Raw genomic sequence first — 23,469 nt, 5'->3', positions numbered from 1 at the left:
ATTTAGAGGCCGAGGCCGCCGATGCAGACATATTTGGTGTCGAGGTAATCCTCGATGCCCTGATGTCCGCCTTCCTTGCCGAGGCCCGATTCCTTGACGCCGCCGAACGGCGCTTCCGGCGTGGTGATGAGGCCTTCATTGACGCCGACCATGCCGTATTTCAGACCTTCCATGACGCGGAAGGCGCGGCCGAGATCGCCGGTGTAGAAATAGGCGGCAAGGCCGAACTCGGTATCGTTGGCAAGCGCGATTGCTTCTTCCTCGATCTCGAACTTGAACACCGGGGCGATCGGGCCGAAAATCTCTTCCTTCATGAAGCGCATGTCGGGCTTCGCATCGGCGATGACCGTCGGCTGGAAGAACGAGCCGCCAAGCGCGTGGCGCTTGCCGCCGGCAACAACCTTGCCGCCCTTGGACGTGGCGTCGGCGATGAATTCCTCGACCTTCTCGACCGCCTTCACGTCGATCAGCGGCCCCTGCTGCACACCCTCTTCGAGGCCCGAGCCAACCTTCAGAGCATTGCTGGCGGCAACCAGCTTCTCGACAAACTTGTCGTAGATGCCGGCCTGCACGAGGAAGCGGTTGGTGCACACGCAGGTCTGGCCGGAATTGCGGTATTTCGCCGTGATGGCGCCGGCGACGGCGCGATCGAGGTCGGCGTCGTCGAAGACCACGAACGGCGCGTTGCCGCCGAGTTCCATCGACACTTTCTTGACGGTCACCGACGATTTCTGGATCAGGAGCTTGCCGACCTCGGTCGAGCCGGTGAAGGTGATCTTCGAGATCAGCGGGTTGGCGCAGATCTCATCGCCGATTTCGGCAGCCGAGCCGGTTAGGATGTTGACGACACCCTTGGGGAACCCGACTTCCTCGGCCAGCGCGCCCCAGGCGAGACCCGAGTAAGGCGTCTGCGAGGCCGGCTTGACCACGGCGGTGCAGCCGGCGGCGAGCGCCGGGCCGAGCTTGCGGGCAAGCATTGAGGACGGGAAATTCCATGGCGTGATCGCTGCGATGACGCCGACCGGCTCCTTGGTCACCAGGATGCGGCGGTCGCCCCACGGCGACGGCACGACGTCGCCATAGGTGCGGCGGCCTTCCTCGGCGAACCACAGAATGTAGGACGCGGCCGAGCCGATCTCGCCCTTGGATTCGGACAGCGACTTGCCCTGCTCGATGGTCAGCAGTTCGGCCAGCACGTCCTGATTGTCCATCATCGCGTCATGCAGCTTGCGCAAGAGCTTCGAGCGTTCGAGCGCGGTGGTCTTGCGCCAGGTTTTGAAGGCCTCGGCGGCAGCTTCGATGGCGCGGCGGGTTTCCGCCTTGCCCGACTTCGGCACGGTGCCGATCTTGAGGCCCGTGGCCGGGTTGTTGACATCGACGGTCTGGCCGCTGTCGGCCTGCACCCATTCGCCATTGATGAGATTGGCCTGGCGCATGAAATGGCTGGTTTTCTGAAGCATGGTCTAGCCTCCGTTCGGCGCGCTGACGGGCCGTCGCTGGATTTGATCGATGAGCGTGCGCATCGGTGCCGGCACGCCAAGTCATGAATTCATGACTTTGAGCCACTGCTCTTTACCTAGGGCAAGCCCCGCAAGCAATTGCAAGATGGCATATAGGGGTTGGGCCAGCGCAAGACGAGAGCTGAGCCCTAACCAAAGACGTGAACCACCACCGTCAGCCAGAAGGTCGTCGTAAGAGCGGCGCAAGCGGTGGCAATGGTCATCTGGTTCGACGCCAGCGCCTGGCCGGTGTTGAACTGCACGGCGATCAGGTAGGAATTGACCCCGGACGGCATCGCGGCCACCATCACCGCCACCTTGGCAGTCAAGGGCGGCAGGCCGAGCAACCAGACGAAGACCAGCACCAGCGCCGGCATCAGGAACAGCTTCAGCGCCGAAAGCACCAGCGCTGGACGGACGTTGCCCGAAATGCCGAAGCGGCGCAGGCTGAGCCCCATGGCGAACAACGCCACCGGCGCCGCCGTAGCGGCCAGCGCATCGACCAGGCGCGTGGCGACATCAGGCAGCGGCGCACCGGTGATGCGCCATGCAAGCCCCGCCAGAATCCCGATGACCAACGGATTCATGAACAGCCGCCTGAGGAAGCGACGGATAACACGCAAAGGATGCACGGGTTCGCCGCTGCTGCGGCCGAATATCTCGAACAGCACGATCGAGGCCATCAGCATGATCGGCAGATGCACCGAGACCAGCAGCGACAGCACCTCGAAGCCATCATTCCCGAATATGCCGAGGATAAAAGGCGCGCCGAGCAGCACGACATTGGAAAACGCCGACGACACGCCGCCGACGACACCGGCGCGGGCATCCCTGCCGAAAATGCGCGTGGTGACCAGATGGCCGGCGGCCCAGGTGATGGCGACCGCCGCGAAATAGGCGAACCACAGCGGCCATGGCGCCACGCCGTGGAAGTCTGACTGCACCATCGTCTGGAACAGAAGCAGCGGCATCGCCACGTTGACGGCGAACTCCGATATGCCCTCGCCGCTCGCCGACTTGAGATAGCCGGTCCACCCGGCGATGTAGCCGAGCGCGACGAGGCTGAAGACGAAGAGGACGGTTTCGATAAGCGGCGACATTTCCCGAGGGATAAGCGAGCCATGCTCGCGGCGCAATCGCGTCCGAATTTGATCATCGTCGGCTGGCAGGCTTATAGAGGGTTTGGATCATCGGGCGGACGACACGACAAATGGCCTTTGTCGGCACCTCGAAAGGCAATCTTGTCCGGCGGCTGGCGGCTTTCGTCACCGTGCTGCTTTGCCTTGCCCTATCTGTGGCTCAGGCCGCCGAAACCAAGAGCCTCAAGGGCGTGGCGCTGATCATCGGCCAGTCGAAATACGAACACATCGCAGCTCTTGCCAATCCGGCCAATGACGCCCGCGACATGGCCAAGATGCTCACCGACCTCGGCTTCGACGCCCGCAACGTCACTGATCGCGATGCCGCCAAGCTCAAGCGCGACCTCGACCGCTTCGTCGAGGACGCCGAAGGCGCAGACGTCGCCTTCATCTACTATTCCGGCCACGGCATCGAAGCCGGCGGCGAGAACTATCTGGTGCCGGTCGACGCCGACGTGTCGTCGCTGAAGAATGCCGGTGAGGCGCTGGTGCCGATTTCGGCCGTCATGGATGAGTTGAAGAAGACCGTGCCGGTGACGATCGTGCTGCTCGATGCCTGCCGCACCAATCCGTTTCCGCCAGATGCAGTTGTGCGCCGAGGGCCGACGGCCTCCGCCGAGCCCATCGGCGACGGCGGGCTCGAACCGATGCGCGGCGCGAAGACGCTCGCCAATGCATCGGTGGACGATGCCAGCCTCGGCACAGTGGTTGGCTTTGCCGCCGAACCGGGCCGCCCGGCGCTCGACGGCGCTGCCGGCGAAAACAGCCCCTACGCCGCTGCGCTGCTGCGTCATCTCACGGCGATGAAGGGCACCGAATTCGGTTCGGTCATGCGCATGGTCACCGAAGAGGTCTATCTCGACACCAAGGCGAAGCAACGCCCCTGGGTCAGCGAGAGCCTGCGCCGGCTGCTCTATTTCGGCGTTGCCCCACCGGAGCCGACTGGCGACGACGGGCTGATCACTGGCGAGCGGCGGCAATTGCTGCTGACCATTTCCGACCTGCCCGACCCCAAGCGGGCGCAGGTGGAACTGGCTTCGCTCAAGGACGGTGTGCCGCTCGACGCGCTCTACGGCGTGCTCAGGGCGCTCGGCACGGAAAAGATCCCCGAAGATCCGAACGACCTGCAGAAGGTGCTGGACGGCCAGGCCGAGCGCCTGAAAAAGATGATGGCCGAACGCGCGGCGTTGCGCACCGACGATCCCGAAATCTCGCGCCTCGTCGCATCCGCCGACAAGGCGATCAGCCAGGGCGCCATGGTGACGGCGCGCAAATTCCTTGATGACGCTGTCGTCCGGGTCGAGCAAAACAGCGGTGCGGTTGACGAGGCCGAGGATCTGCTTCGGAAGAAGCGCATCGCCGACGCCGCCGTCTACGCCAAACGCGCCGACGCCGCCGCACTGGTCTTCGACTACAAATCCGCCGCCAACGACTATGCCAAGGCGTTCTCGCTGGTCGAGAAGTGGGATGAAAAGCTGCGCTGGAACTACAAGAACCAGGAAGCCGAGGCGCTGAACGCTTATGGCTACGCCACGGGCGACCTCGATGCCCTGCAACAATCCATCGAAGCCTATCATGTCATCCTGAACTTGATCCCCAACGGTGAACAGAATCGCGACTGGGCAATCACTCGCAACAACATGGCGGTTGTGCTGCAAACCATCGGCGAACGCGAAACCGAGACCACGCATTTGGACGAGGCGGCGCAGATCTTCCGCGATTCGCTTGCCGTCTTCGAGCGCGAGAATGATGACCGCAACTGGGCTGCGGCGCAGAACAACCTGGCCAACGTGCTGCTGAAGATCGGGCAACGCGAAAGCGATCCGAAGCGCCTGAACGATGCGGTGGCGGCAATGCGCGCCACGTTGGAAAAGCGTCCGCGCGACAAGCTGCCGCTCGACTGGGCCGCGTCGCAGAACAATCTCGGCCTGGCGCTCTATGCCCTTTCCGAGCGCGAACCCGCCGGCGAGCATCTGAAGGACGCGGAAGCCGCCTACCGGCTGGCGCTCGAGCAATACACGCGCGAGAAAGCCCCCGTGGAATGGGCGATGGTCGAGAACAATCTCGGCAACACGCTGGTCACGCTTGGCATCCAGCTCAACGACAAGGTCAAGATCAATGAGGCGGCCGACGCGTTCCGCGCAGCACTCGAAGTGCGAACCCGCGAAACCTTCCCGGTGTCCTGGGCCACCAGTCGCCTCAATCTCGGCAATGCGCTGAGTGGCGTCGCCCGCTACGATATGGGCACGACTACGCTCGAAGAAGCAGCGGCTGCTTATGACGACGCGCTGACAGTGTTCACCCGCCAGCGCTTGCCGATGGACTGGGCCTCGGCGCAGAACAATCTCGGCTCGATCTATCAGACGCTTGGTCAGCGGACGCGTGATGCGGCCAAGCTGGAACAGTCGGCGGCAGCCTTCCAGGCGGCACGGCAGGTCTATGTCAGGCGGAAGTTCCCGCAGGACTGGGCCATGAGCTACTACAATCTCGGCAACACGCTGCAACTGCTCGGTGGCGTGACCGACAAGCCCGAGCATTACAGCGAGGCGGTCGACGCCTACGGCAATGCGTTGCGCGAGTACAAGCGCGAGACGAACCCGCGGCAATGGGCAATGGCCCAGGCCGGCCTGGGCTCGACGCTGCACTGGTTGAGCATGAGCAATGCCGATCCCAAGACCCTGCAGGATTCGATTGCGGCGCGGCGGGCAGCGCTCGAAATATTCACCATCGAGGCCACACCGGTTGACTGGGCCAATGCTCAAAATGGCATCGGTATGAGCCTGCTCAATCTGGGCAATCTCCAGCGAACCGACAAATATCTCAACGACGCCGAAGCGGCTTTCACGGCGACGCTGAAGGTGTTTACGCGCGAAAGCCAGCCGCTGCAGTGGGCCTTCGAACAGAACAATCTTGGTGACATCCACTGGAACCGCGCCAGCTATGGCGCAGGCAAGCCGGAATATCTCAAGGCAATCGAATTCTTCGAGAACGCCAAGCAGGGCTTTACCGAAGCCGGCTACACGATCCCCATCCCGCTCACCGACCAGAAGATCGATCTGGCGAAGAAGCAGATGGCGAAAAAGTGAAGTTACGGACGGAGCGTCCGCGTTTCGCTTGTCTTTGCCCCGGCTTTCCGATCCCTATATGCGAATAACCGGAGCGAGCATGTGGCTCCCGGAAAGGTCTCGATGATTCGATTTGTGCTGGCGCTGTTCCTGCTTGCCGTCCCTGCCGTCGCCCATGCGACGGACGCCGGCTGGGCGCTGCTGCGGGACGGCGGCCGTGTCGTGCTGCTTCGCCATGCGCTGGTCACCGGCACCACCGACCCCGCCAATTTCGACATCGGCAACTGTGCGACCCAGGTCAATCTGTCGGCACGCGGCAAGCAGCAAGCAAACAAGATTGGCGCCTTGTTCGGCGCTCGTTCCGCGCCGGTGGAGCGCGTGCTGTCCAGCCGCTATTGCCGCTGCCTCGACACCGCCCGCATCGCCTTCGAAGCGGAACCGGAGCTTTTTGCACCGCTCGACCTCCTGAAGAACGATCCGACCGAGAAGGCGGCACAGCTCGACGCGGTGATGAAGGAAATCCGGGCCTATTCCGGTTCCGACAATCTGGTCATGGTCACGCATCTCGAAAACATCCAAGCGCTGACCGGCGTGTCGCCGCGCGAAGGCGAAGCGGTGGTGGTGGAGCCGCAAGGCGACGGCCTGCGCGTGCTCGGCCGCGTCACGTTCTGACACGCCCGTCGGCGCCCCGCACTGTTGCCGAAATACCACCGCCGAAAGAAGTCGCAAATTCGCCGCCACAATGCCGCTTGCGACAACCCGTCGCAGGGTCTATAGGCGCGCTCCCGGTCACGAAAACCGAAGCGAGCACAACGGTTGGAGCTTTCGTCTCCGCCCGTGCAGGCGGCTTTGCCGCCCTGTATACGGCGCCGCTTTGGGGATTGGGATCGCGGATGTAGCTCAGGCTGGGAGAGCGCCGGATTTGGTTCCGGAGGTCGCAGGTTCGAATCCTGCTGTCTGCACCACGGATAGCTCAGTTTGGGTAGAGCATCAGACTCATAATCTGACGGTCCAAGGTTCGAATCCTTCTCCAATGGCTGACAGGCCACCACCCTTTCACGGTGTTATCTGAAAAACGGTCCGGGGACCGGAATGCTGAAGACCTGACGAGCCGCCGAAGCCCACGGGCCAAGGCCGGTTCGAAACGGTCTGACGCCATCGGCTCGCGGCCAGGCCCGCGGTGATGATCAAGGCGCAGTGTCGCCGGCAAGGGTGGCCTAGGCCTCCGGCGCCCGCTTCGCTGCCCCGCGATCCGCTCCCGAAGGTCCGCCGCGAATGGATGCCACCGGTCCCCGGATCATTCGTGCCGGGACGACGACGAAGTGAAACGAGAAACGAAGGGAAGATCGACGCATGACTTGACGCCTCGCATGGGGCCATGCCCGACAGGAGTAAGACAATGACGACTATTCTCGACAAGGTTCTTGGACGCGAGCGCGTCCTCGTAAAGGAAAACGAACGTGCCCTCACCCTTTACAAGGGTGAGATCAAGGCTGTCCTGCTGCCGGGCGAGCACTCGCTCGTCAACCAGCGCAGTAACCTTGAAGTGTCGCGGCATGATCTGAAGAACCCGGAATTCGTTTCGGCGTACGAGAAGGCGTTGTTCGACAAGCTCCCGGATGTGGCCGCGCGTCATTTCACCGTCGTTCGCACCGGACGCACGGACGTCGCCGTCATCGAGCGTGACGGCAACCTGCACGCCGTGCTGGCGCCGGACCGCAAGCTGGTGCTGTGGACGGATGCCGGTCCGTGGAAGGTGGCGTCGGTCGACACTGCGACCGATCTCGCCATCGACCCGGCGCTGATGCGCCGGCTCGGCCAGGCCCGGAAGACGGAATTGATGTCCGTCCATCCGGTCGTCGATGGTCAGGCCGGACTGCTGTTCGTCGACGGTGTGCTGGTGCGCACGCTGACCGCGGGCGTGCATGCGTTCTGGAACGTCGGACGCATGGTTCAGGTGAAGGTCGTCGACCTCAAGCGCCAGTCGCTCGATGTCGCCGGGCAGGAAGTGCTGACCAAGGATCGGGTGACGATCCGGGTCAACATCGCCGCCGAATACCAGGTCGTCGACCCGGTCAAGGCGGTGAGCACGGTGAAGGACTTCTCCGAAGCCCTCTACCGCGCCCTGCAGTACGCCTTCCGCAAGACGCTTGGCGCGCTGACGCTCGACCAGATCCTTGAAAAGAAGGTGACGGTCGATGAGGAGGCGGCGGCCAAGGTCCGTGCCGACCTGGCCGCGATCGGGGTCGAGGTCAGCGATATCGCCCTCAAGGATGTGATCCTGCCGGGCGAGATGCGCGAAATCCTCAACCAGGTGGTTTCGGCCGAAAAGCAGGCCGAGGCCAACGTCATCCGCCGCCGCGAGGAGACGAACGCCACGCGTTCCCTGCTCAACACGGCGAGGGTCATGGCCGAAAACCCGGTGATGCTGCGGTTGAAGGAGCTCGAGGCTCTGGAAACCATCGCCGGCAAGGTCGAGCGGCTGACCGTCCACAACGGGACGGGCGGACTGCTCAACGACATCGTCAAGCTCCGCGAAAACTGAGCTGACGTAACGTCAATCGGAAGGGCCGCCGGCTTATCGGGCGGCCCTTCTTGTCTTTATAGGAAGGCCATCCCATCTGCGCCCGGCGCATCAGGCCTTTTCCTGCCGGGAAAAACCGATTAGACAGCGCCCAAACCAGATGCGGACAGATTCCGCCCGCAACCGAAGGAAGAGCCCTTGTCCACCACGTTCGAGAAAGTCGCCAAGATCATTGCCGACACCAGCGAGATCGATATCGACACCATCACCCCCGAGAGCCACACGATCGACGATCTCGGCATCGACAGCCTCGATTTCCTCGACATCGTCTTTGCCATCGACAAGGAATTCGGCATCAAGGTGCCGCTGGAAAAGTGGACCCAGGAAGTCAATGACGGCAAGGCTTCGACCGACGATTACTTCGTCATGAAGAACCTGTGCGCCAAGATCGACGCGCTGGTCGCCGCCAAGACTGCCTGACATCGGGCAAGCGCGCGGCCTTGACGGGCTGCGCCGCCTGACCCACAAAGCCGCTCATGAGCAGCCCCCGCGACGTCGTCATCACTGGCATTGGCCTTGTCTCCTCGCTTGGAGAAGGCCCTGACGCACACTGGCAGAAGCTGGCGCAGCCAGGCCTGCAGCCGGTGATTGAGGCCGCGCGCTTTGCGCCCTACACCGTGCATCCGTTGCCCGAGATCGACTGGAATCTGCAGATCGCCAAGCGCGGCGACCAGCGGCAGATGGAAACCTGGCAGCGGCTCGGCACCTATGCCGCCGGCCTTGCGCTGGACGACGCCGGCATCAAAGGCAATGACGAGCTCTGCACGACCATGGACATGGTGGTGGCCGCCGGTGGCGGCGAGCGCGACGAGGCGGTGGATGCCGCGATCCTCGCCGCTTCGGAAAGCCGCAACGACCGTGACGTTCTGCTCAACGAGAAGCTGACCACCGAATTGCGGCCGACCTTGTTCCTGGCCCAACTTTCCAACCTGCTCGCCGGCAACATCTCCATCGTCCACAAGGTGACGGGGTCGTCCAGGACCTTCATGGGCGAGGAGGGTGCCGGCGTCGCCGCCGTCGAGACGGCCGCTGCGCGCATCCGCTCGGGACAGTCGACGCATATACTGGTCGGCGGCGCCTTCCAGACCGAACATTCCGACATGCTGCTCGGCTATGAGCTTGCCGGCTATCTGCATCGCGGCCCGTGGAAGCCCGTCTGGCAAAGACAGGGCGCCGAAGGCGGTGGCCTGGTCTCCGGCTCCGGCGGCGCCTTCCTGGTGCTCGAGCAGCGCGAGCATGCGCAAAGCCGCGGGCGCAAGATCTATGCCGAGCTCGGACCGGTCGTTTCCGGTCGCGCCAGGCGATCGCGCGGCGAACTCGACGCCGAGATCGCGGCGCTGCTCAAACAGGCAGCGCTCCCCAGCGGCAAGCTGCTTGCCCTGTCCGGCGCCTCCGGCGCGCACACGGCAACATCGGCCGAGAAGGCGGCGCTCGATGCCAATCCGGCGATATCAGCGCGCGGCTTCGCGACGTTGACCGGGCACATGAAGGAAGCGCAGTTTCCGTTCGCCGTGGCGCTTGCCGCGCTGGCTGTCGACCGCAAGGCCGCCTATCCCGTTTTCGATGCCGCGGCCGAGAAGCCGTTCGAAGGCATTCCGCAAACCGTTCTTGCAACGGCGATCGGCTATCACCAATTCGAGGGCATGGCGCTGGTCAACGCCGCTTGAAGCGGCGCTGCGTGGTCGTGCAACAGGGATAAGAGGGCTCTTATGGCCAATCTCAGAGATCACATGGGCAGGCCGATCGTCGCCGTCACCGGCATCGGCGTGGTGACCTCGCTCGGCATCGGCAAGGCAGACAATTGGGCAGCGCTGACCTCCGGCAAGTCGGGCATCCACCCGATCACCCGTTTTCCCGTCGACCACCTCAACACCCGCATCTCGGGCATGGTCGATTTCCTCGACTCGAGTTCGAAGGGCGCCAGCCTGCTGACCTACGAACTGGCAGAAACCGCCGCGAATGAGGCCGTGGCCGATTCCGGCCTCGATTCCTCCGATTTCGGTGGCCCGCTCTTCCTCGCCTCGCCGCCGGTCGAGCTCGACTGGCATGATCGCTTCTCGCTCTACAATTCCGATGGCCAGGGCGCCGGCGCCGAAAGGCTGCTGCGGGTGGCGCGCGGGCTGAAGGAATTGGACATTTTCGAAACCACGCAGTTCGGCTCGATCGCCGACCGGCTGGCCGACCGGTTTGGCACGCGCGGCCTGCCGATTACGCTGTCGACCGCCTGCGCGTCGGGCGCCACCGCCATCCAGCTCGGCGTCGAGGCGATCCGTCGCGGCGAATGCGACCGGGCGCTGTCGATCGGCGCCGACGGCTCGGCAACGGCCGAGGCGCTGATCCGCTTTTCGCTGCTGTCGGCGCTCTCGACCCACAACGACATTCCGGAAAAGGCGTCAAAGCCCTTTTCCAAGGACCGCGACGGGTTTGTGCTGGCCGAAGGCTCCGGCGCGCTGGTGCTGGAATCGCTTGAGGCTGCCCTTGCCCGTGGCGCCAGCGTGCTTGGCATCCTTCGCGGCTGTGGCGAAAAGGCCGACGATTTCCACCGCACCCGCTCCAAGCCCGACGGTTCGCCGGCGATCGCCGCAGTCCGCGCCGCCCTTGCCGATGCCGGCTTGAGCAAGGACGAAATCGACTACGTCAATGCCCACGGCACTTCGACCCCGGAAAACGATAAGATGGAGCATTTGTCGCTGTCGACCGTGTTCGGCGAACGGATCGGCTCGATGCCGGTCTCGTCCAACAAGTCGATGATCGGCCACACACTGTCGGCGGCGGGTGCCGTCGAGGCGGCATTTTCACTGATGACCATGCGCGAAAGCGTCATTCCGCCAACCATCAACTACGACAATCCGGACCCGGCGATCGTGCTCGACGTGGTGCCGAACAAGAAGCGCAATGCCGAAGTCGGCACCGTTTTGTCGAACTCCTTCGGCTTCGGCGGTCAGAACACCTGCCTTGTCATGGCGCGGGAACCGGTCTAAGCGAGCCGTTCAGCTCGAACAGAACCGACAGGCCTTATGCGCGCACTGCAACTTATCGAGGACCGCCGCCTTGAAACGGTGGACCTGCCGCCCCCGCCGCCCCCCGCACTGGGCGAGGTCACGCTGCGCATCAAGGCGGTGGCGCTGAACCATATCGACGTCTGGGGCTGGCGCGGCATGGCCTTTGCGAAGCGCAAGCTGCCGCTGGTCGTCGGCGCCGAAGCTTCCGGCGAGGTCGAGGCCGTCGGCCCCGGCGTTTCTAGCCTTTTGCCCGGACAATTGGTGTCGATCTATGGCGCCCGCACCTGCGGTCTCTGCCGCGCTTGCCGCGAAGGCCGCGACAATCTCTGCGAACATGTTTCGGGCGTGCACGGCTTCCACCTCGACGGCTTCGCGCAGGAGAAGATCAACCTGCCGGCGCGCCTGCTGGTCCCCGCCCCTCCCGGCGTGACCGATGTCGGCGCCGCTGTCGCGCCCGTCACCTTCGGCACGGTCGAGCACATGCTGTTTGATAATGCGAAGCTGCAGCCGGGCGAGACCATCCTTGTCCATGCCGGCGGTTCCGGCATCGGCTCGGCAGCGATCCAGCTGGCCAAGCGGATGGGTTGCACCATCATCACCACGGTCGGCTCGAACGACAAGATCGACAAGGCCAAGGCGCTCGGCGCCGACCATGTCATCAACTACCGTGACGACCGTTTCGAAGGCGTCGTGCGCAAACTGACCAAGAAGAAGGGCGTCGACGTCGTCTTCGAACATGTCGGCACCGACACCTTTGCCGCCTCGATGCTGTGCCTGAAGCGCGGCGGCCGCCTGGTCACCTGCGGCTCGACCTCCGGCGTGTCGACGCAGATCAATCTGATGCAGCTCTTCCAGCAGCAATTGAAGCTGCTCGGGTCCTTCGGCTGCCGCATGGAGAACATGGCCAACGCCATGCAGAAGATGGCAACGGGACAGGTAGCACCTGTCATCGACACCGAAGTCGGCTTCGACGGTATCGACGCCGCGCTGAAGCGCATGGAAGGCCGCGACGTGTTCGGCAAGATCATCCTGCGCGTTTCCTAGGACAATGGTCGGCAAGGTGTTCAAGAAAGCCCGCCGGGACTTCATGTTCCGCTATGGCCGCCGGCTGCGCCAGCTGGACCACTGGGTGACGGCGCGCGCCGCGATGCTGATCATCTCGCTGCTGCGCTTGCTGCCTGCCGACAGGGCGCTCAATTTCGCCGACCGCGCCGCCCGGCGGATCGGTCCGCGGGTCGGACGCCACCGCGTCGCCATCAACAATCTGCGTCTAGCCTACCCCGAAAAGAGCGATGTCGAGATCGAGGCCATCGCCTCCGACATGTGGGGCAACATGGCCCGGCTTGCCGCCGAATACATCTTCCTCGATGCGCTTTTCGACTATGATCCGAATGCGACGACGCCCGGGCGCGTCGAAGTCGGCGGCGCCGATCACTTCAAGCACATCGCCACCGAGCAGAAGCCGCACATCCTGTTCACCGGTCATCTCGGCAATTTCGAGCTTTTGCCGGTGGCAGCCGCCACCTTCGGCATGCAGATCACCGCGCTGTTTCGCCCGCCAAACAACCCCTACCTCGCCGACTACATCCACTCGACCCGCCGTTCGAGCATGGGCGCCCTGTTGCCCTCCTCCACCGGCGCCTCCTTCGCGCTGGCGTCCATTCTTGAGAATGGCGGTAATATCGGCGTTCTGGTCGATCAGAAATTCTCCAGCGGGCTGGAGACGACCTTCTTCGGCCGCCCGTGCCAAAGCAATCCGGTTCTGGGCATGCTCGCCCGCCACTATGACTGCGATGTCTATCCGGCGCGTTGCGTCAGGCTGCCGGGCAACCGCTTTCGCCTCGAGATCGAAGACAAGCTCACTCTGCCGCGCAACGAGAGCGGCAGCGTTGACGTCCCAGCCACCACGCAACTGCTCGCCGACGTTGTCGAGCGCTGGGTTCGCGAGGACCCGGGACAGTGGATGTGGTTCCACAAGAGATGGGAAATCTCGGGCCGGCGTCGCCGCCGGCGCGGACAGTCCAAAGACGCTGCCGGCCAGCGGCAGCGTCAATCTTAGGTCGTCAGTTCGTCACCACGATCCGAGTGTTGCCGAAGCCGACTTCCCGCACCATCGAATAGAAGGCCGCGGCATTGGCCGTATGCAGCCGCACGCAGCCATGCGAGGCCGGGCGCCCGAGCTGCCTCACCGCATTGGTGCCGTGGATGGCGTAGCCGCCATGGAAGAACACCGAATAAGGCATTGGCGACATGTGGTACTTTTTCGAATACCACATCCGCGCCGTCCGCTGCGGCCGATAGGTGCCCCGCGGCGTGAAATAGCCGCTGCGCGCGGTGGAGACGTTCCACCGGTAAAGCACCTGGCCGTATTGGCTGACGGTCATGGTCTGCGATGAGACGTCGATGCTGGCCACCAGCGAAGCAGCCCGGCTTTCGATGGACGTGCCGAACAGAATCGCAGCAAAAGCTGCCGCCATGAGAACGATTTTAGTCATGAGATCAAACCCCTTTGATGCCCCTTGCCTGCTCTGTCATCACGCGGTTTTTCATCTTTTTAACGACAGGTGAGTGATCTAACACACACTCCTTGATAAAATCGCCAATCTAAAGCAGCGAATTTGAACGATTTTCCCGTCATAGTTGCTGCAGCGACACGTAGTTTGAGCGCCAGTGGCGTTACGCTTGCAAAACCATCCCCTTGCCTGCTCAAATCCGGGAATGAATGAACGACTCTTCAAAGCAATCGACGACCGTTCCGATGAACTGGTCCAGCTTACCGCCGACCTGATCCGCTTCCCGACCATCAACCCGCCCGGCGAAGCCTATCGTCCCTGCGCGGAATATATTGGTGCGCGGCTAAGGAAACTTGGCTTCGAAACGGAATTCATCCGCGCCGAGGGAACGCCCGGCGACACCGACCGCTATCCGCGCGTCAATGTCGTCGCCCGCTTCGACGGCCGCTCGCCCGGCGCCTGCGTCCATTTCAACTCGCATATCGATGTCGTCGAAGCCGGCGAAGGCTGGAGTGTCGATCCCTTTGCCGGCGTGGTGAAGGACGGCAAGGTCTACGGGCGCGGCGCCTGCGACATGAAGGGCGGTCTCGCCGCCTCGATCATCGCGGCCGAGGCCTTCATGGAGGTCTTCCCCGACTTTCCCGGCGCCATCGAAATCTCGGGCACCGTCGATGAGGAGTCCGGCGGCTTCGGCGGCGTCGCCCATCTGGCGGGGCTCGGCTATTTCTCGAAACCCAGGGTTGATCACGTCATCATTCCCGAACCGCTGAACAAGGACCGCATCTGCCTTGGCCATCGCGGCGTCTGGTGGGCGGAGATCGAGACCAAGGGCGAGATCGCGCATGGCTCGATGCCGTTCCTCGGCGACAATGCGGTGCGCCACATGGGCGCCGTACTGCAAGCCTTTGAGGAAGAACTGTTTCCAGCGCTCGACCGCAAGGTGACGCGCATGCCGGTGGTGCCCGAAGGCGCAAAGCGCTCGACCATGAACATCAACTCGATTCATGGCGGCCAGACCGAGGATTTCCGCCCCGGCCTGCCCTCGCCCAACGTGCCCGATGCGTGCCGGCTGACCATCGACCGCCGCTTCCTGCTGGAAGAGGACCTGGCCACGGTCAAAAGCGAGGTGACCGACATCCTCGACCGGCTTAAGCGCGAGCGCAAAAAGTTCGACTACGAAATACGCGACCTGATGGAGGTGCTGCCGCTAATGACCGAGCGCGATGCGCCGGTGGTCAAGGCGGTGGCACAAGGCATCATGGCGATCTTCGACCGCGAACCGGATTATGTAATTTCACCAGGCACTTACGACCAGAAGCACATTGCCCGTATCGGCCATATTTATGACTGCATCGCCTATGGCCCGGGCATTCTCGATCTTGCCCACCGACCCGACGAATGGGTCGGGATTTCGGATATGGTGGAGTCGGCCAAGGTGATGGCGATCGGGCTGAATGTGCTGCTGAGGGGCACGGCTGCAGGCTAAACCGCCGGCTTCCTGAAAAAACATTCCCCCTGGCACCCCTGGGGAGCACGAAACGCAATTTACTCCATCTCGAAATCACGCTTCTATCCCAGCGGTTCGAGCATTTGGGAGTTGCACGATGAAATTGTGGAAAACCATTCTTGCCGCTGCTCTGCTGGCGCTGGCCGCCGGCAGTCAGGCATTTGCCGCGCGCACCGACCTGGTCATCGGCATTCCGCTCGAGCCGCCGCATCTCGATCCGACTGCCGGTGCCGCCGCGGCGATCGATGAAGTGCTCTACGCCAACGTCTTCGAGGGCCTGACCCGCATCGGCCCGAACGGCGAAGTCCTGCCCGATCTCGCCGAAAGCTGGGCTATCTCGGACGACGGCAAGGTCTACACCTTCAAGCTTCACACCGGCGTCAAATTCCATGACGGCACCGATTTCGACGCCAGCGACGTGAAATTCTCGCTCGACCGCGCCCGCGCCGACAATTCCGTCAACGCGCAAAAGGGCCTGTTCGCTGCCATCGACACGGTCGAAATCGTCGATCCGGCGACGGTGAAGGTGACGCTGAAGAACCCGCAAGGCTCGTTCCTCTACAATATGGGCTGGGGCGACGCGGTGATCGTGGCGCCTGAGAGCGCCGACACCAACAAGGAAAAGCCCATCGGCACCGGCCCGTTCAAATTCCAGAGCTGGGCCAAGGGCTCGTCGATCACGCTGGTGAAATCGGACAACTACTGGGGCGCCCCGGTATCCCTCGACAAGGCCGAATTCCGTATCGTTCCCGATGCCGCTGCCGCTGTGCCGGCGCTGCTCTCCGGCGACATCCAGGCCTTCCCCTTCTTCGATCCCGACAGCGTCGCGCAGGTCAAGGACGATCCGCGTTTCAAGGTGGTGATCGGCTCGACCGAAGGTGAAACCATCCTGGCGATCAACAACAAGAAGCCGCCTTTCGACAAGCTTGAGGTGCGGCAGGCGATTGCCTTCGCGCTCGACCGCAAGGCGATCATCGACGGCGCCTCGGCCGGGCTTGGCGTGCCGATCGGCTCGCATATGTCGCCCGCCAGCAAGGCCTATGTCGACCTCACCGGTCTCTATCCGCACAATGTCGACAAGGCCAAGGAGTTGCTGAAGCAGGCCGGCCTCGAGAACGGCTTCAAGGCGACACTGAAACTGCCGCCGCCTTCCTATGCCCGGCTCGGCGGCGAGATCATCGCCTCGCAGTTGCGCGATGTCGGCATCGATCTCGAAATCATTCCCGTCGAATGGGCGCAGTGGCTGGATCAGGTGTTCACCAAGAAGGATTACGACCTGACCATCGTCTCTCACACCGAGCCCAACGACATCGATATCTATTCGCGCAAGGACTATTACTTCAACTACGACAATCCGGCCTTCGACAAGATCATCGCCGAGTTGAACCTCACCTCCGACGACGCCAAGCGCAACACGCTGCTCGGCGAAGCCCAGAAGATCCTGGCCGACGATGCCGTGGTCGGCTTCCTCTACGAACTGCCGAAGGTCGGCGTGTGGGACGCCAAGCTGCAGGGCCTGTGGGAGAACGCCCCGATCCAGGCGAATGACCTGACCAAGGTGAAGTGGACGGATTGACCGCCTACCTCCTCAAACGCCTCGCCATCGCCATCGCGACCTTGATCCTGGCCTCGATGGTCGTTTTCGCCGTGCTCGAAATCCTGCCCGGCGACCCGGCGCGGCTGATGCTTGGCCTGAACGCCAGCGCTGAACAGGTCGAATTGCTGCGCAACCAGATGGGGCTCAACGCGCCGCTCGTCTTGCGCTACTTGCACTGGGTGGGCGGCCTGCTCAGCCTCGATTTTGGCCGCTCCTACACCTATTCGGTGCCGGTCATCGACCTTGTGCGCGAACGCATGGCCGTTTCACTACCCCTGGCGCTGATTGCGCTCGCACTCTCCACCGTCATCGCCATTCCCGTCGGGCTCTATTCCGCTAGCCGGCGCGGCCGGGCCGGCGACACGATCGCCATGGGTGCCGCCCAGCTCGGCGTCGCCGTGCCGAACTTCTGGTTCGCGCTGATGCTGATCTACCTCTTTGCCGTTTGGCTGCGGCTGGTGCCGGCCGGCGGCTTTCCCGGCTGGAGCGCCGGTGTCTGGCCGGCGCTGAAATCGCTGCTGCTGCCGGCCGTAGCACTCGCTCTGCCGCAGGCGGCGATCCTGGCGCGCGTCGCCCGCTCGGCGCTGATCGAGGTGCTGAACGAGGACTATATCCGCACCGCCCGCGCCAAGGGGCTGCCCTACCGCGCCGTGCTGTGGCGGCACGCGCTGCGCAACGCGATGATTCCGGTCCTGACCATTTTGGGGCTGCAATTCGCCTTCCTGCTCGCCGGCACCATCATCATCGAAAACGTCTTTTATCTGCCCGGCCTTGGCCGGCTGGTGTTCCAGGCGATCACCCAGCGCGACCTGATCGTCGTCGAAAGCATCGTCATGCTGCTGGTCGTCGCCGTCATTGCGGTCAATCTCGTAGTCGATGTCTCCTACGCGATCGTCGATCCGCGCCTTCGAGGCCGGCAATGACGCTGCACATCGACATCCCCGAGGAGACGCTGGGCAGCATTCTGGCCAAGGCATTTCGCAACCGCTCCTTCCTCATCGGCTTCGTCATCACGGTGTTGGTTGTCGCAATGGCGCTCATCTCCTACGTCTGGACGCCATACGACGTGACGAAACTGGTGATCTCGGACAAGACGCTCGCGCCCTCTTTGGCGCACTGGTTCGGCACCGACCATTTCGGCCGCGACATCCTGTCGATGATCATGGTCGGCGCCCGCAACTCGATCGCCGTGGCGCTGGTCGCGGTCGGCATCGGCATGGGCGTCGGCGTGCCGCTCGGCGCCTTCGCCGCGGCGCGCGGCGGGTTTGTCGACGAGGCGCTGATGCGGCTGAATGACCTCGTCTTCGCCTTCCCGGCGCTGTTGTCGGCGATCATGATCACCGCCATCTTCGGACCGGGCGCCATCAACGCCATCATCGCTATCGGCATCTTCAACATTCCGGTGTTTGCGCGTGTCGCCCGCGCGGGCGCGCTAGCGATCTGGCCGCGCGAATTCATCCTCGCCGCGCGCGCCGCCGGCAAGAGCAAGACCCAGATCAGCATCGAGCACGTACTGCCCAACATCGCCACGCTGCTTCTGGTGCAAGGCACCATCCAGTTCGCGCTCGGCATCCTTGCCGAAGCCGGGCTGTCTTATGTCGGCCTGGGCGCCCAGCCGCCAATGCCGAGCTGGGGTCGGATGCTGTTCGATGCGCAGACACGCATGGTGGTGGCGCCGTGGATGGCAATCTTTCCCGGCATGGCCATCGTCATCACTGTGCTCGGCCTCAATCTGCTCGGCGACGGCATTGCCGACATACTCGACCCGAAATCGCGGCGGCAGCGATGAGCCTGCTGGAAATCGAAAACCTGTCACTGGCGATCGGCGACACGCCGATCCTGAAGGGGGTCGAACTCTCTGTCGCGCCCGGCGAGGTGATGGGGCTGGTCGGCGAATCCGGCTCCGGCAAGTCGATGACGGCGCTGACCGTCATGCAGCTTCTGCCGCATGCGGCGCGCGCCAGCGGCCGAGTCTCCTTCGACGGCATCGACATCCTGGCGGCCACCGAGGACCAGATGTGCGCGCTGCGCGGCGACGACATCGGCATGGTGTTCCAGGAGCCGATGACGGCGCTCAATCCGGTGAAAACCATCGGCGAGCAGGTCGCCGAAGGCATACGCTGGCACACCAAAGCGAGCCGTGCCGAAGCCGAGGACCGGGCGCGCAAAATGCTCGACCGCGTCGGCCTGCCCGAAGCGAAATTCCCGCTGTCGCGCTATCCGCACGAGCTGTCCGGCGGCCAGCGGCAGCGCGTCGTCATCGCCATCGCCTGCGCATTGAAGCCGAAGCTCTTGATCGCCGACGAGCCGACCACGGCGCTCGACGTGGTGCTGCAGGCGCAAATCCTCGACCTGTTGCGCGGCCTTGTCAGCGAGAACCGCTTGGGCCTGCTGCTCATCTCGCACGACCTTGCTGTCGTGACCGAAATGGCCGATCGCATCACCATCCTGCGCCATGGCGAGGTGATGGAAGCCGGCGACACCGCACGCACGCTGTCTGAGCAGTTGCATCCCTACACGCGCCAGCTGGCGCTGGCCTCGATGCACGTGCCGGCGCGCCCGAAGATCCATGCCACCGGATCGGCCAAGCCACTGCTTGAGGTCGAAGGCGTGACGCGCGACTATCCCGGGCGACGCACCTCCCTGTTCAAACCCGCGTCCTCAATTCGCGCCGTCGACGACGTGTCCCTCTCGTTGGCGCCCGGTCAATCGGTGGCGCTGGTCGGCCGTTCCGGCTGCGGCAAGTCAACGCTTGCCCGCATGATCCTGGCGCTCGACAAATCCACCTCGGGAACGATCCGCTTCCGCGGCGAGACCATCACCGGCAGGAGCGAAGGAGAGCTGAAGCCAGCGCGACGCGACATGCAGGTGGTGTTCCAGGATCCCTACGGCTCCTTCGACCCACGCCAGAAGGTCGAGAAACTGGTGGCCGAGCCGCTGCATGTGCTGGAGAAGAAACCGACACCCGCCGAGCGACGCGAGATGGTGGCGCATGCGCTACGCGAGGTCGGCCTCGGCACCAGCGACATGGACAAATATCCGCATGAGTTTTCGGGTGGCCAGCGCCAGCGCCTGTCGATCGCCCGCGCTATCATCACAAGGCCGAAGCTGGTGGTTGCCGACGAACCGGTCTCCGCACTCGACGTCTCGATCCGCGCCCAGATCCTCGATCTGTTCGCCGAGCTCAACCAGAAACTCGGCATCGCCTATCTCTTCATCACCCACGATTTGACCGTCGCCCGCGCCATCACCGACGAGGTGCTGGTCATGCATGACGGCAGGATCGTCGAGCGCGGCAAGACCGGCGACGTGCTCGACCGCCCGCAATCCGAGGCGGCCAAAGCGCTGGTGGCGGCAGCGCCAGATTTGCATCGGGCGATCGCACGCCGGATGCAAGAACAGGGGTGAGCAGCCGGTTCGCGTAAGCGAATTCATCGCGCCAGTGGCACGATGAAAGGCCAGCGAACGCTGGGACGCTGCGAAGCAGCGGGGACCCAGCCGGCCGGCTCACTCCTCCGGCTTCACCACATCGACCGGGCTGATGTCGAGCAGGTCGAGCGTGCGGCGCAACAGCCGCACCTCGCTCTCGGCCAGTTTTGAATCTGCTTTGGCGATCTCCGCCATATGGCGTGCCAGCAGCTTGCGCCGCTCGACGTCGAGATCGCGAAACAGCGCAATGGCTTGCGAGCCATTGGTCTCGTAGCCGAACTCATTGAGATATTCGATGACCGCGTCGATGCTGGTTTCCGGGATGCCGAAGGCGTCCTTGCAGATGCGCCGGAAGGCGACCATCTCGCTCTCCGACACCGAACCGTCGGCCAGGATCATACGAAACAGCATCAACAGTTCAGCCGACAGCACCGGATCGTCGGCAACCTTGCGCACGCCGGGATCACCGTCGAAGATCGAAAGAATCTGATCAAGCAAAGCCATCGCCAACAGTGTCCCCTTCCCAAGTCCGCCCAGCGGTACTGGGATAATGACATGCAACACAGAAAATCCAAGCGCAACGCGCTTGGATCGACGTCACGCGGAAACGGTCTTGCGCAAACCGGGTCGCCGTGGTCGAAGGCGCGGCACCACCTTTCCCGCCGGAATGCCTGCCACACCCCGATGTTCGACCTCACCACCCAGACCGTCATCATGCTCGCCTTCGCTGCCTTTGCAGCCGGCTTTGTCGATTCGATAGCCGGCGGTGGAGGCCTGATCACCATCCCGGCCCTGCTGCTTGCCGGTTTCCCGCCGGTCGCAGCGCTTGGAACCAACAAGCTGCAAGGCATTTTCGGCACCGCTTCGGCGACCATCCACTACGCCGTGAACGGCCATGTCGATCTGCGTCGCCAGCTGCCGTCAGCGCTTCTTGCCCTTGTCGGCAGTGCCGTCGGCGCCTTGCTGGCGGCCTTCGTGCCTGGCGATCTCCTGCGCGCGCTGCTGCCGCTGCTGCTGATCGCCATCGCGCTCTACTTCGCCGTGAAACCCAACATGAACGATGTCGACCGCACCGAGCGCCTGTCGCCCTTCCTGTTCGGACTGACGGTCGCACCCGCGGTCGGCTTCTATGACGGCCTGTTCGGACCCGGCGCCGGCTCCTTTTATATGCTTGCCTTCGTCAGCCTCGCCGGCTTTGGCGTGCTCAAGGCGACGGCGCACACCAAGCTGCTGAATTTCGCCTCCAACATTGGCGGCTTCATCGTCTTTGCCGCCGCCGGCGTGATCTACTGGAAGATCGGCCTGATGATGGGCGTCGCCCAGTTCCTCGGCGCGCGTCTCGGCGCCAGCCTCGCCATCCGCATCGGCGCCCGGCTGATCAAACCGCTGCTGGTGATCATCTGCCTGGCGCTGGCGATCAAGCTGCTGGCCGACCCGGCAAACCCATTGCGCCAGCTAATTGGTGTATGAGCCTTACGCCTGATAGAATACGCTTGTACGAATCATGTTGGAGGGACAGACATGAATCTTAGTGCACCCACTCAGCTTATTTTCATCATATCCCTTGTTATCGCCATCATCGGCGTTCTCGCCGCGCTTGGCGTTCTTGCGTTTATTCCCTTGGCATCGGTCTGGATCATGCTCATCGCCTATGTCGTGCTTGCCGCCGGCTGCATGATGCGCGGCGCCTGAGCATCCATATCTCAGGTAACCGAAGCGCCCGGCCAAAAGCCGGGCGCTTTTGCTTTCGGCCCGTTTTGATTCAGATCAGGGCGTCTGCTAGATTTGGCCGGAAAGTGATGGCCGATGCCGATCGAGATGCAGCGCCGCAAGGAACAGGACCGCTCCATCGCCGGGCGGTTCGAGATGCGCCGGCGGGCTCCGCCGCCCGCGCTCGAAGGCATTGTGTCGGACATTTGCAGCTACCGCGAAACGGCGCCCGGCCATTTCCGCAACATCGAATACGCCTCACTGACCGTGCCGCTGGTCATCAGCTTCGCCGAACCCTTCGCCATCGGCCTCGGCAAAGACCCTGGCGACAATGACCGTTTCGCCAGTTTCGCCGCCGGCCTGTTTGCCGGCCCGGTGATCATCGAATCCTTCGGCGACGCCTGCTGCGTGCAGATCAACTTCACCCTGCTCGGCGCCCGCCGCTTCTTCGGCCTGCCGATGAGCGAGCTGACCGACAGCATGATCGTGCTCGACGATGTCCTTGGCGCCGAGGGTATTGCGTTGCGTGAAAGGCTTGGCAACGCGCCGGACTGGGCGGCGCGCTTCGATCTCGCCGAGGCCTTCGTCGCCACGCGCCTCCGGCATGCGGCTGACACGCCGCCTGAAATCACCTGGGCCTATGACCGCATCGTCGCATCGGGTGGCCGCACCCGCATTGCCTCGATCGCCGAAAAACTCGGCTGGAGCCGCAAGCATCTTGCCGGCAAATTCTCCGATGCGACCGGCATCGGCCCCAAGACGCTGTCCCGTATCGTCCGCTTCAACCGGGCGCTCGGCCTGTCTAGGCAGGACCAAAGCGACTGGGCCGATATTGCCGCCGATTGCGGCTATGCCGATCAGGCGCATCTGGTGCGCGAGTTTCGCCAGCTCGCCGGCGATCCGCCGACGGCGCTGAGGTAACATTTCTTCAAGACGGCGGAACAGCCTTCGAACAGACTGGGTTATCGACCAACCCAATGAAGGAGGTTTTTAATGCCCGCCACCAACGAAGCGCCCCGGCTCTACCCGGCCCTGCGCTACAAGAATGCAGGAAAAATGATCGACTGGCTGTGTGAGGCCTTCGGCTTCGAAGTTCGCGCCCGCTATGGCGAGGGCGACATCGTGCACCACGCCGAACTCACTTTCGGCTCCTCGATGGTTATGCTGGGCACCGCGCGCAGCGACGATTACGGCAAGATGGTCGGCGAGCCTGGCTCCGGCGGCGGCAAGTCGATCTATGTCGCAGTCGACGATGCCGATGCCACCCATGCCAAGGCCAAGAAGGCCGGCGCCACGATCATCCAGGAATTGACCGATCGCGATTATGGCAGCCGCGAATTCATCTGCCGCGATCCGGAGGGCAATGTCTGGTCGTTCGGGACCTATTGGCCGAAGGCGGGCGAGAAGGCGTGAACCAGCCTGAG

General features: G+C 63.4%; 21 protein-coding genes and 2 tRNA genes. 19 read left to right on the top strand and 4 right to left on the bottom strand.

What is annotated here, in order from left to right; genetic code table 11:
• Positions 1-2: 2 nt before the first annotated feature.
• Together AC1D1B_RS22000 and AC1D1B_RS21995 are read right to left on the bottom strand one after the other, a co-directional pair.
• Positions 3-1,460: an NAD-dependent succinate-semialdehyde dehydrogenase gene (locus AC1D1B_RS22000; RefSeq protein WP_477334499.1), complete on the bottom strand. Its 1,458-nt coding sequence runs from the start codon at positions 1,458-1,460 to the stop codon at positions 3-5.
• Between the two features lie 188 nt (positions 1,461-1,648).
• The gene (locus AC1D1B_RS21995) at positions 1,649-2,599 is read right to left on the bottom strand and encodes an AEC family transporter (RefSeq protein WP_477334498.1); all 951 of its coding nucleotides are present in this window, start codon (positions 2,597-2,599) and stop codon (positions 1,649-1,651) included.
• 110 nt (positions 2,600-2,709) lie between these two features.
• On the opposite strand from AC1D1B_RS21995, the gene AC1D1B_RS21990 reads away from it, so the two are divergent.
• The 10 genes from AC1D1B_RS21990 (at position 2,710) to AC1D1B_RS21945 (ending at position 13,348) form a co-directional block, all read left to right on the top strand.
• Positions 2,710-5,724, top strand: a complete 3,015-nt coding sequence (locus AC1D1B_RS21990) for a caspase family protein (protein WP_477334497.1) — start codon at positions 2,710-2,712, stop codon at positions 5,722-5,724.
• 102 nt (positions 5,725-5,826) lie between these two features.
• A complete protein-coding gene (locus AC1D1B_RS21985) occupies positions 5,827-6,375 on the top strand; it encodes a histidine phosphatase family protein (RefSeq protein WP_477334496.1) in 549 nt (182 codons plus the stop codon).
• Positions 6,376-6,592: 217 nt separating this feature from the next.
• A tRNA-OTHER gene (locus AC1D1B_RS21980) sits at positions 6,593-6,668 on the top strand.
• Between the two features lies 1 nt (position 6,669).
• A tRNA-Met gene (locus AC1D1B_RS21975) sits at positions 6,670-6,736 on the top strand.
• A 366-nt stretch (positions 6,737-7,102) separates the two neighbouring features.
• Complete coding sequence (locus tag AC1D1B_RS21970; protein WP_477334495.1) at positions 7,103-8,248, top strand: slipin family protein; 1,146 nt, start codon at positions 7,103-7,105, stop codon at positions 8,246-8,248.
• A gap of 177 nt (positions 8,249-8,425) precedes the next feature.
• Positions 8,426-8,707: an acyl carrier protein gene (locus AC1D1B_RS21965; RefSeq protein WP_181056006.1), complete on the top strand. Its 282-nt coding sequence runs from the start codon at positions 8,426-8,428 to the stop codon at positions 8,705-8,707.
• Positions 8,708-8,763: 56 nt separating this feature from the next.
• Positions 8,764-9,954, top strand: a complete 1,191-nt coding sequence (locus AC1D1B_RS21960; protein ID WP_477334494.1) for a beta-ketoacyl-ACP synthase — start codon at positions 8,764-8,766, stop codon at positions 9,952-9,954.
• Between the two features lie 42 nt (positions 9,955-9,996).
• Positions 9,997-11,268 carry a beta-ketoacyl-ACP synthase gene (locus AC1D1B_RS21955; protein ID WP_477334493.1) on the top strand — a complete coding sequence of 424 codons (1,272 nt, stop codon included), beginning with the start codon at positions 9,997-9,999 and terminating at the stop codon, positions 11,266-11,268.
• 36 nt (positions 11,269-11,304) lie between these two features.
• Positions 11,305-12,333 (top strand): zinc-binding dehydrogenase, encoded by a 1,029-nt coding sequence (locus tag AC1D1B_RS21950; protein ID WP_477334492.1) that lies wholly within the window; start codon positions 11,305-11,307, stop codon positions 12,331-12,333.
• Between the two features lie 4 nt (positions 12,334-12,337).
• Entirely contained in the window at positions 12,338-13,348 is a 1,011-nt protein-coding gene (locus AC1D1B_RS21945; RefSeq protein WP_477334491.1) for a lipid A biosynthesis lauroyl acyltransferase, read from the top strand.
• Positions 13,349-13,352: 4 nt separating this feature from the next.
• Here the strand turns inward: AC1D1B_RS21945 and AC1D1B_RS21940 are convergent, their stop codons facing one another.
• Positions 13,353-13,784: a L,D-transpeptidase gene (locus tag AC1D1B_RS21940; RefSeq protein WP_477334490.1), complete on the bottom strand. Its 432-nt coding sequence runs from the start codon at positions 13,782-13,784 to the stop codon at positions 13,353-13,355.
• A 223-nt stretch (positions 13,785-14,007) separates the two neighbouring features.
• Between AC1D1B_RS21940 and AC1D1B_RS21935 the strand changes: the two genes are divergently transcribed.
• From AC1D1B_RS21935 to AC1D1B_RS21915, 5 genes are all read left to right on the top strand, one after another.
• A complete protein-coding gene (locus tag AC1D1B_RS21935; RefSeq protein WP_477334489.1) occupies positions 14,008-15,288 on the top strand; it encodes an acetylornithine deacetylase/succinyl-diaminopimelate desuccinylase family protein in 1,281 nt (426 codons plus the stop codon).
• Positions 15,289-15,406: 118 nt separating this feature from the next.
• Complete coding sequence (locus AC1D1B_RS21930; protein ID WP_477334488.1) at positions 15,407-16,885, top strand: ABC transporter substrate-binding protein; 1,479 nt, start codon at positions 15,407-15,409, stop codon at positions 16,883-16,885.
• Entirely contained in the window at positions 16,882-17,829 is a 948-nt protein-coding gene (locus tag AC1D1B_RS21925) for an ABC transporter permease (protein WP_477334487.1), read from the top strand. The genes AC1D1B_RS21930 and AC1D1B_RS21925 overlap by 4 nt, the downstream gene beginning before the upstream one ends.
• Positions 17,826-18,695 (top strand): ABC transporter permease, encoded by an 870-nt coding sequence (locus AC1D1B_RS21920; protein WP_477334486.1) that lies wholly within the window; start codon positions 17,826-17,828, stop codon positions 18,693-18,695. The genes AC1D1B_RS21925 and AC1D1B_RS21920 overlap by 4 nt, the downstream gene beginning before the upstream one ends.
• Positions 18,692-20,314: an ABC transporter ATP-binding protein gene (locus tag AC1D1B_RS21915; RefSeq protein WP_477334485.1), complete on the top strand. Its 1,623-nt coding sequence runs from the start codon at positions 18,692-18,694 to the stop codon at positions 20,312-20,314. The genes AC1D1B_RS21920 and AC1D1B_RS21915 overlap by 4 nt, the downstream gene beginning before the upstream one ends.
• A gap of 99 nt (positions 20,315-20,413) precedes the next feature.
• On the opposite strand, the gene AC1D1B_RS21910 is transcribed toward AC1D1B_RS21915, so the two are convergent.
• Positions 20,414-20,845: a TerB family tellurite resistance protein gene (locus AC1D1B_RS21910; RefSeq protein ID WP_181055995.1), complete on the bottom strand. Its 432-nt coding sequence runs from the start codon at positions 20,843-20,845 to the stop codon at positions 20,414-20,416.
• 174 nt (positions 20,846-21,019) lie between these two features.
• On the opposite strand from AC1D1B_RS21910, the gene AC1D1B_RS21905 reads away from it, so the two are divergent.
• The 4 genes from AC1D1B_RS21905 to AC1D1B_RS21890 all read left to right on the top strand — a co-directional run bounded on the left by AC1D1B_RS21905 (position 21,020) and on the right by AC1D1B_RS21890 (position 23,458).
• Positions 21,020-21,805, top strand: a complete 786-nt coding sequence (locus tag AC1D1B_RS21905) for a TSUP family transporter (RefSeq protein ID WP_477334884.1) — start codon at positions 21,020-21,022, stop codon at positions 21,803-21,805.
• Positions 21,806-21,856: 51 nt separating this feature from the next.
• Positions 21,857-22,027, top strand: a complete 171-nt coding sequence (locus AC1D1B_RS21900; RefSeq protein ID WP_477334484.1) for a hypothetical protein — start codon at positions 21,857-21,859, stop codon at positions 22,025-22,027.
• A 114-nt stretch (positions 22,028-22,141) separates the two neighbouring features.
• The gene (locus tag AC1D1B_RS21895) at positions 22,142-22,966 is read left to right on the top strand and encodes a helix-turn-helix domain-containing protein (RefSeq protein ID WP_477334483.1); all 825 of its coding nucleotides are present in this window, start codon (positions 22,142-22,144) and stop codon (positions 22,964-22,966) included.
• A 72-nt stretch (positions 22,967-23,038) separates the two neighbouring features.
• Positions 23,039-23,458: a VOC family protein gene (locus AC1D1B_RS21890; RefSeq protein WP_477334482.1), complete on the top strand. Its 420-nt coding sequence runs from the start codon at positions 23,039-23,041 to the stop codon at positions 23,456-23,458.
• Positions 23,459-23,469: the final 11 nt, after the last annotated feature.

The organism is Mesorhizobium sp. P2_C5_2 (assembly GCF_056404535.1).
The sequence above is the reverse complement of the archived record's forward strand: the minus strand, read 5'-3'. Positions and strand labels throughout refer to the sequence as shown.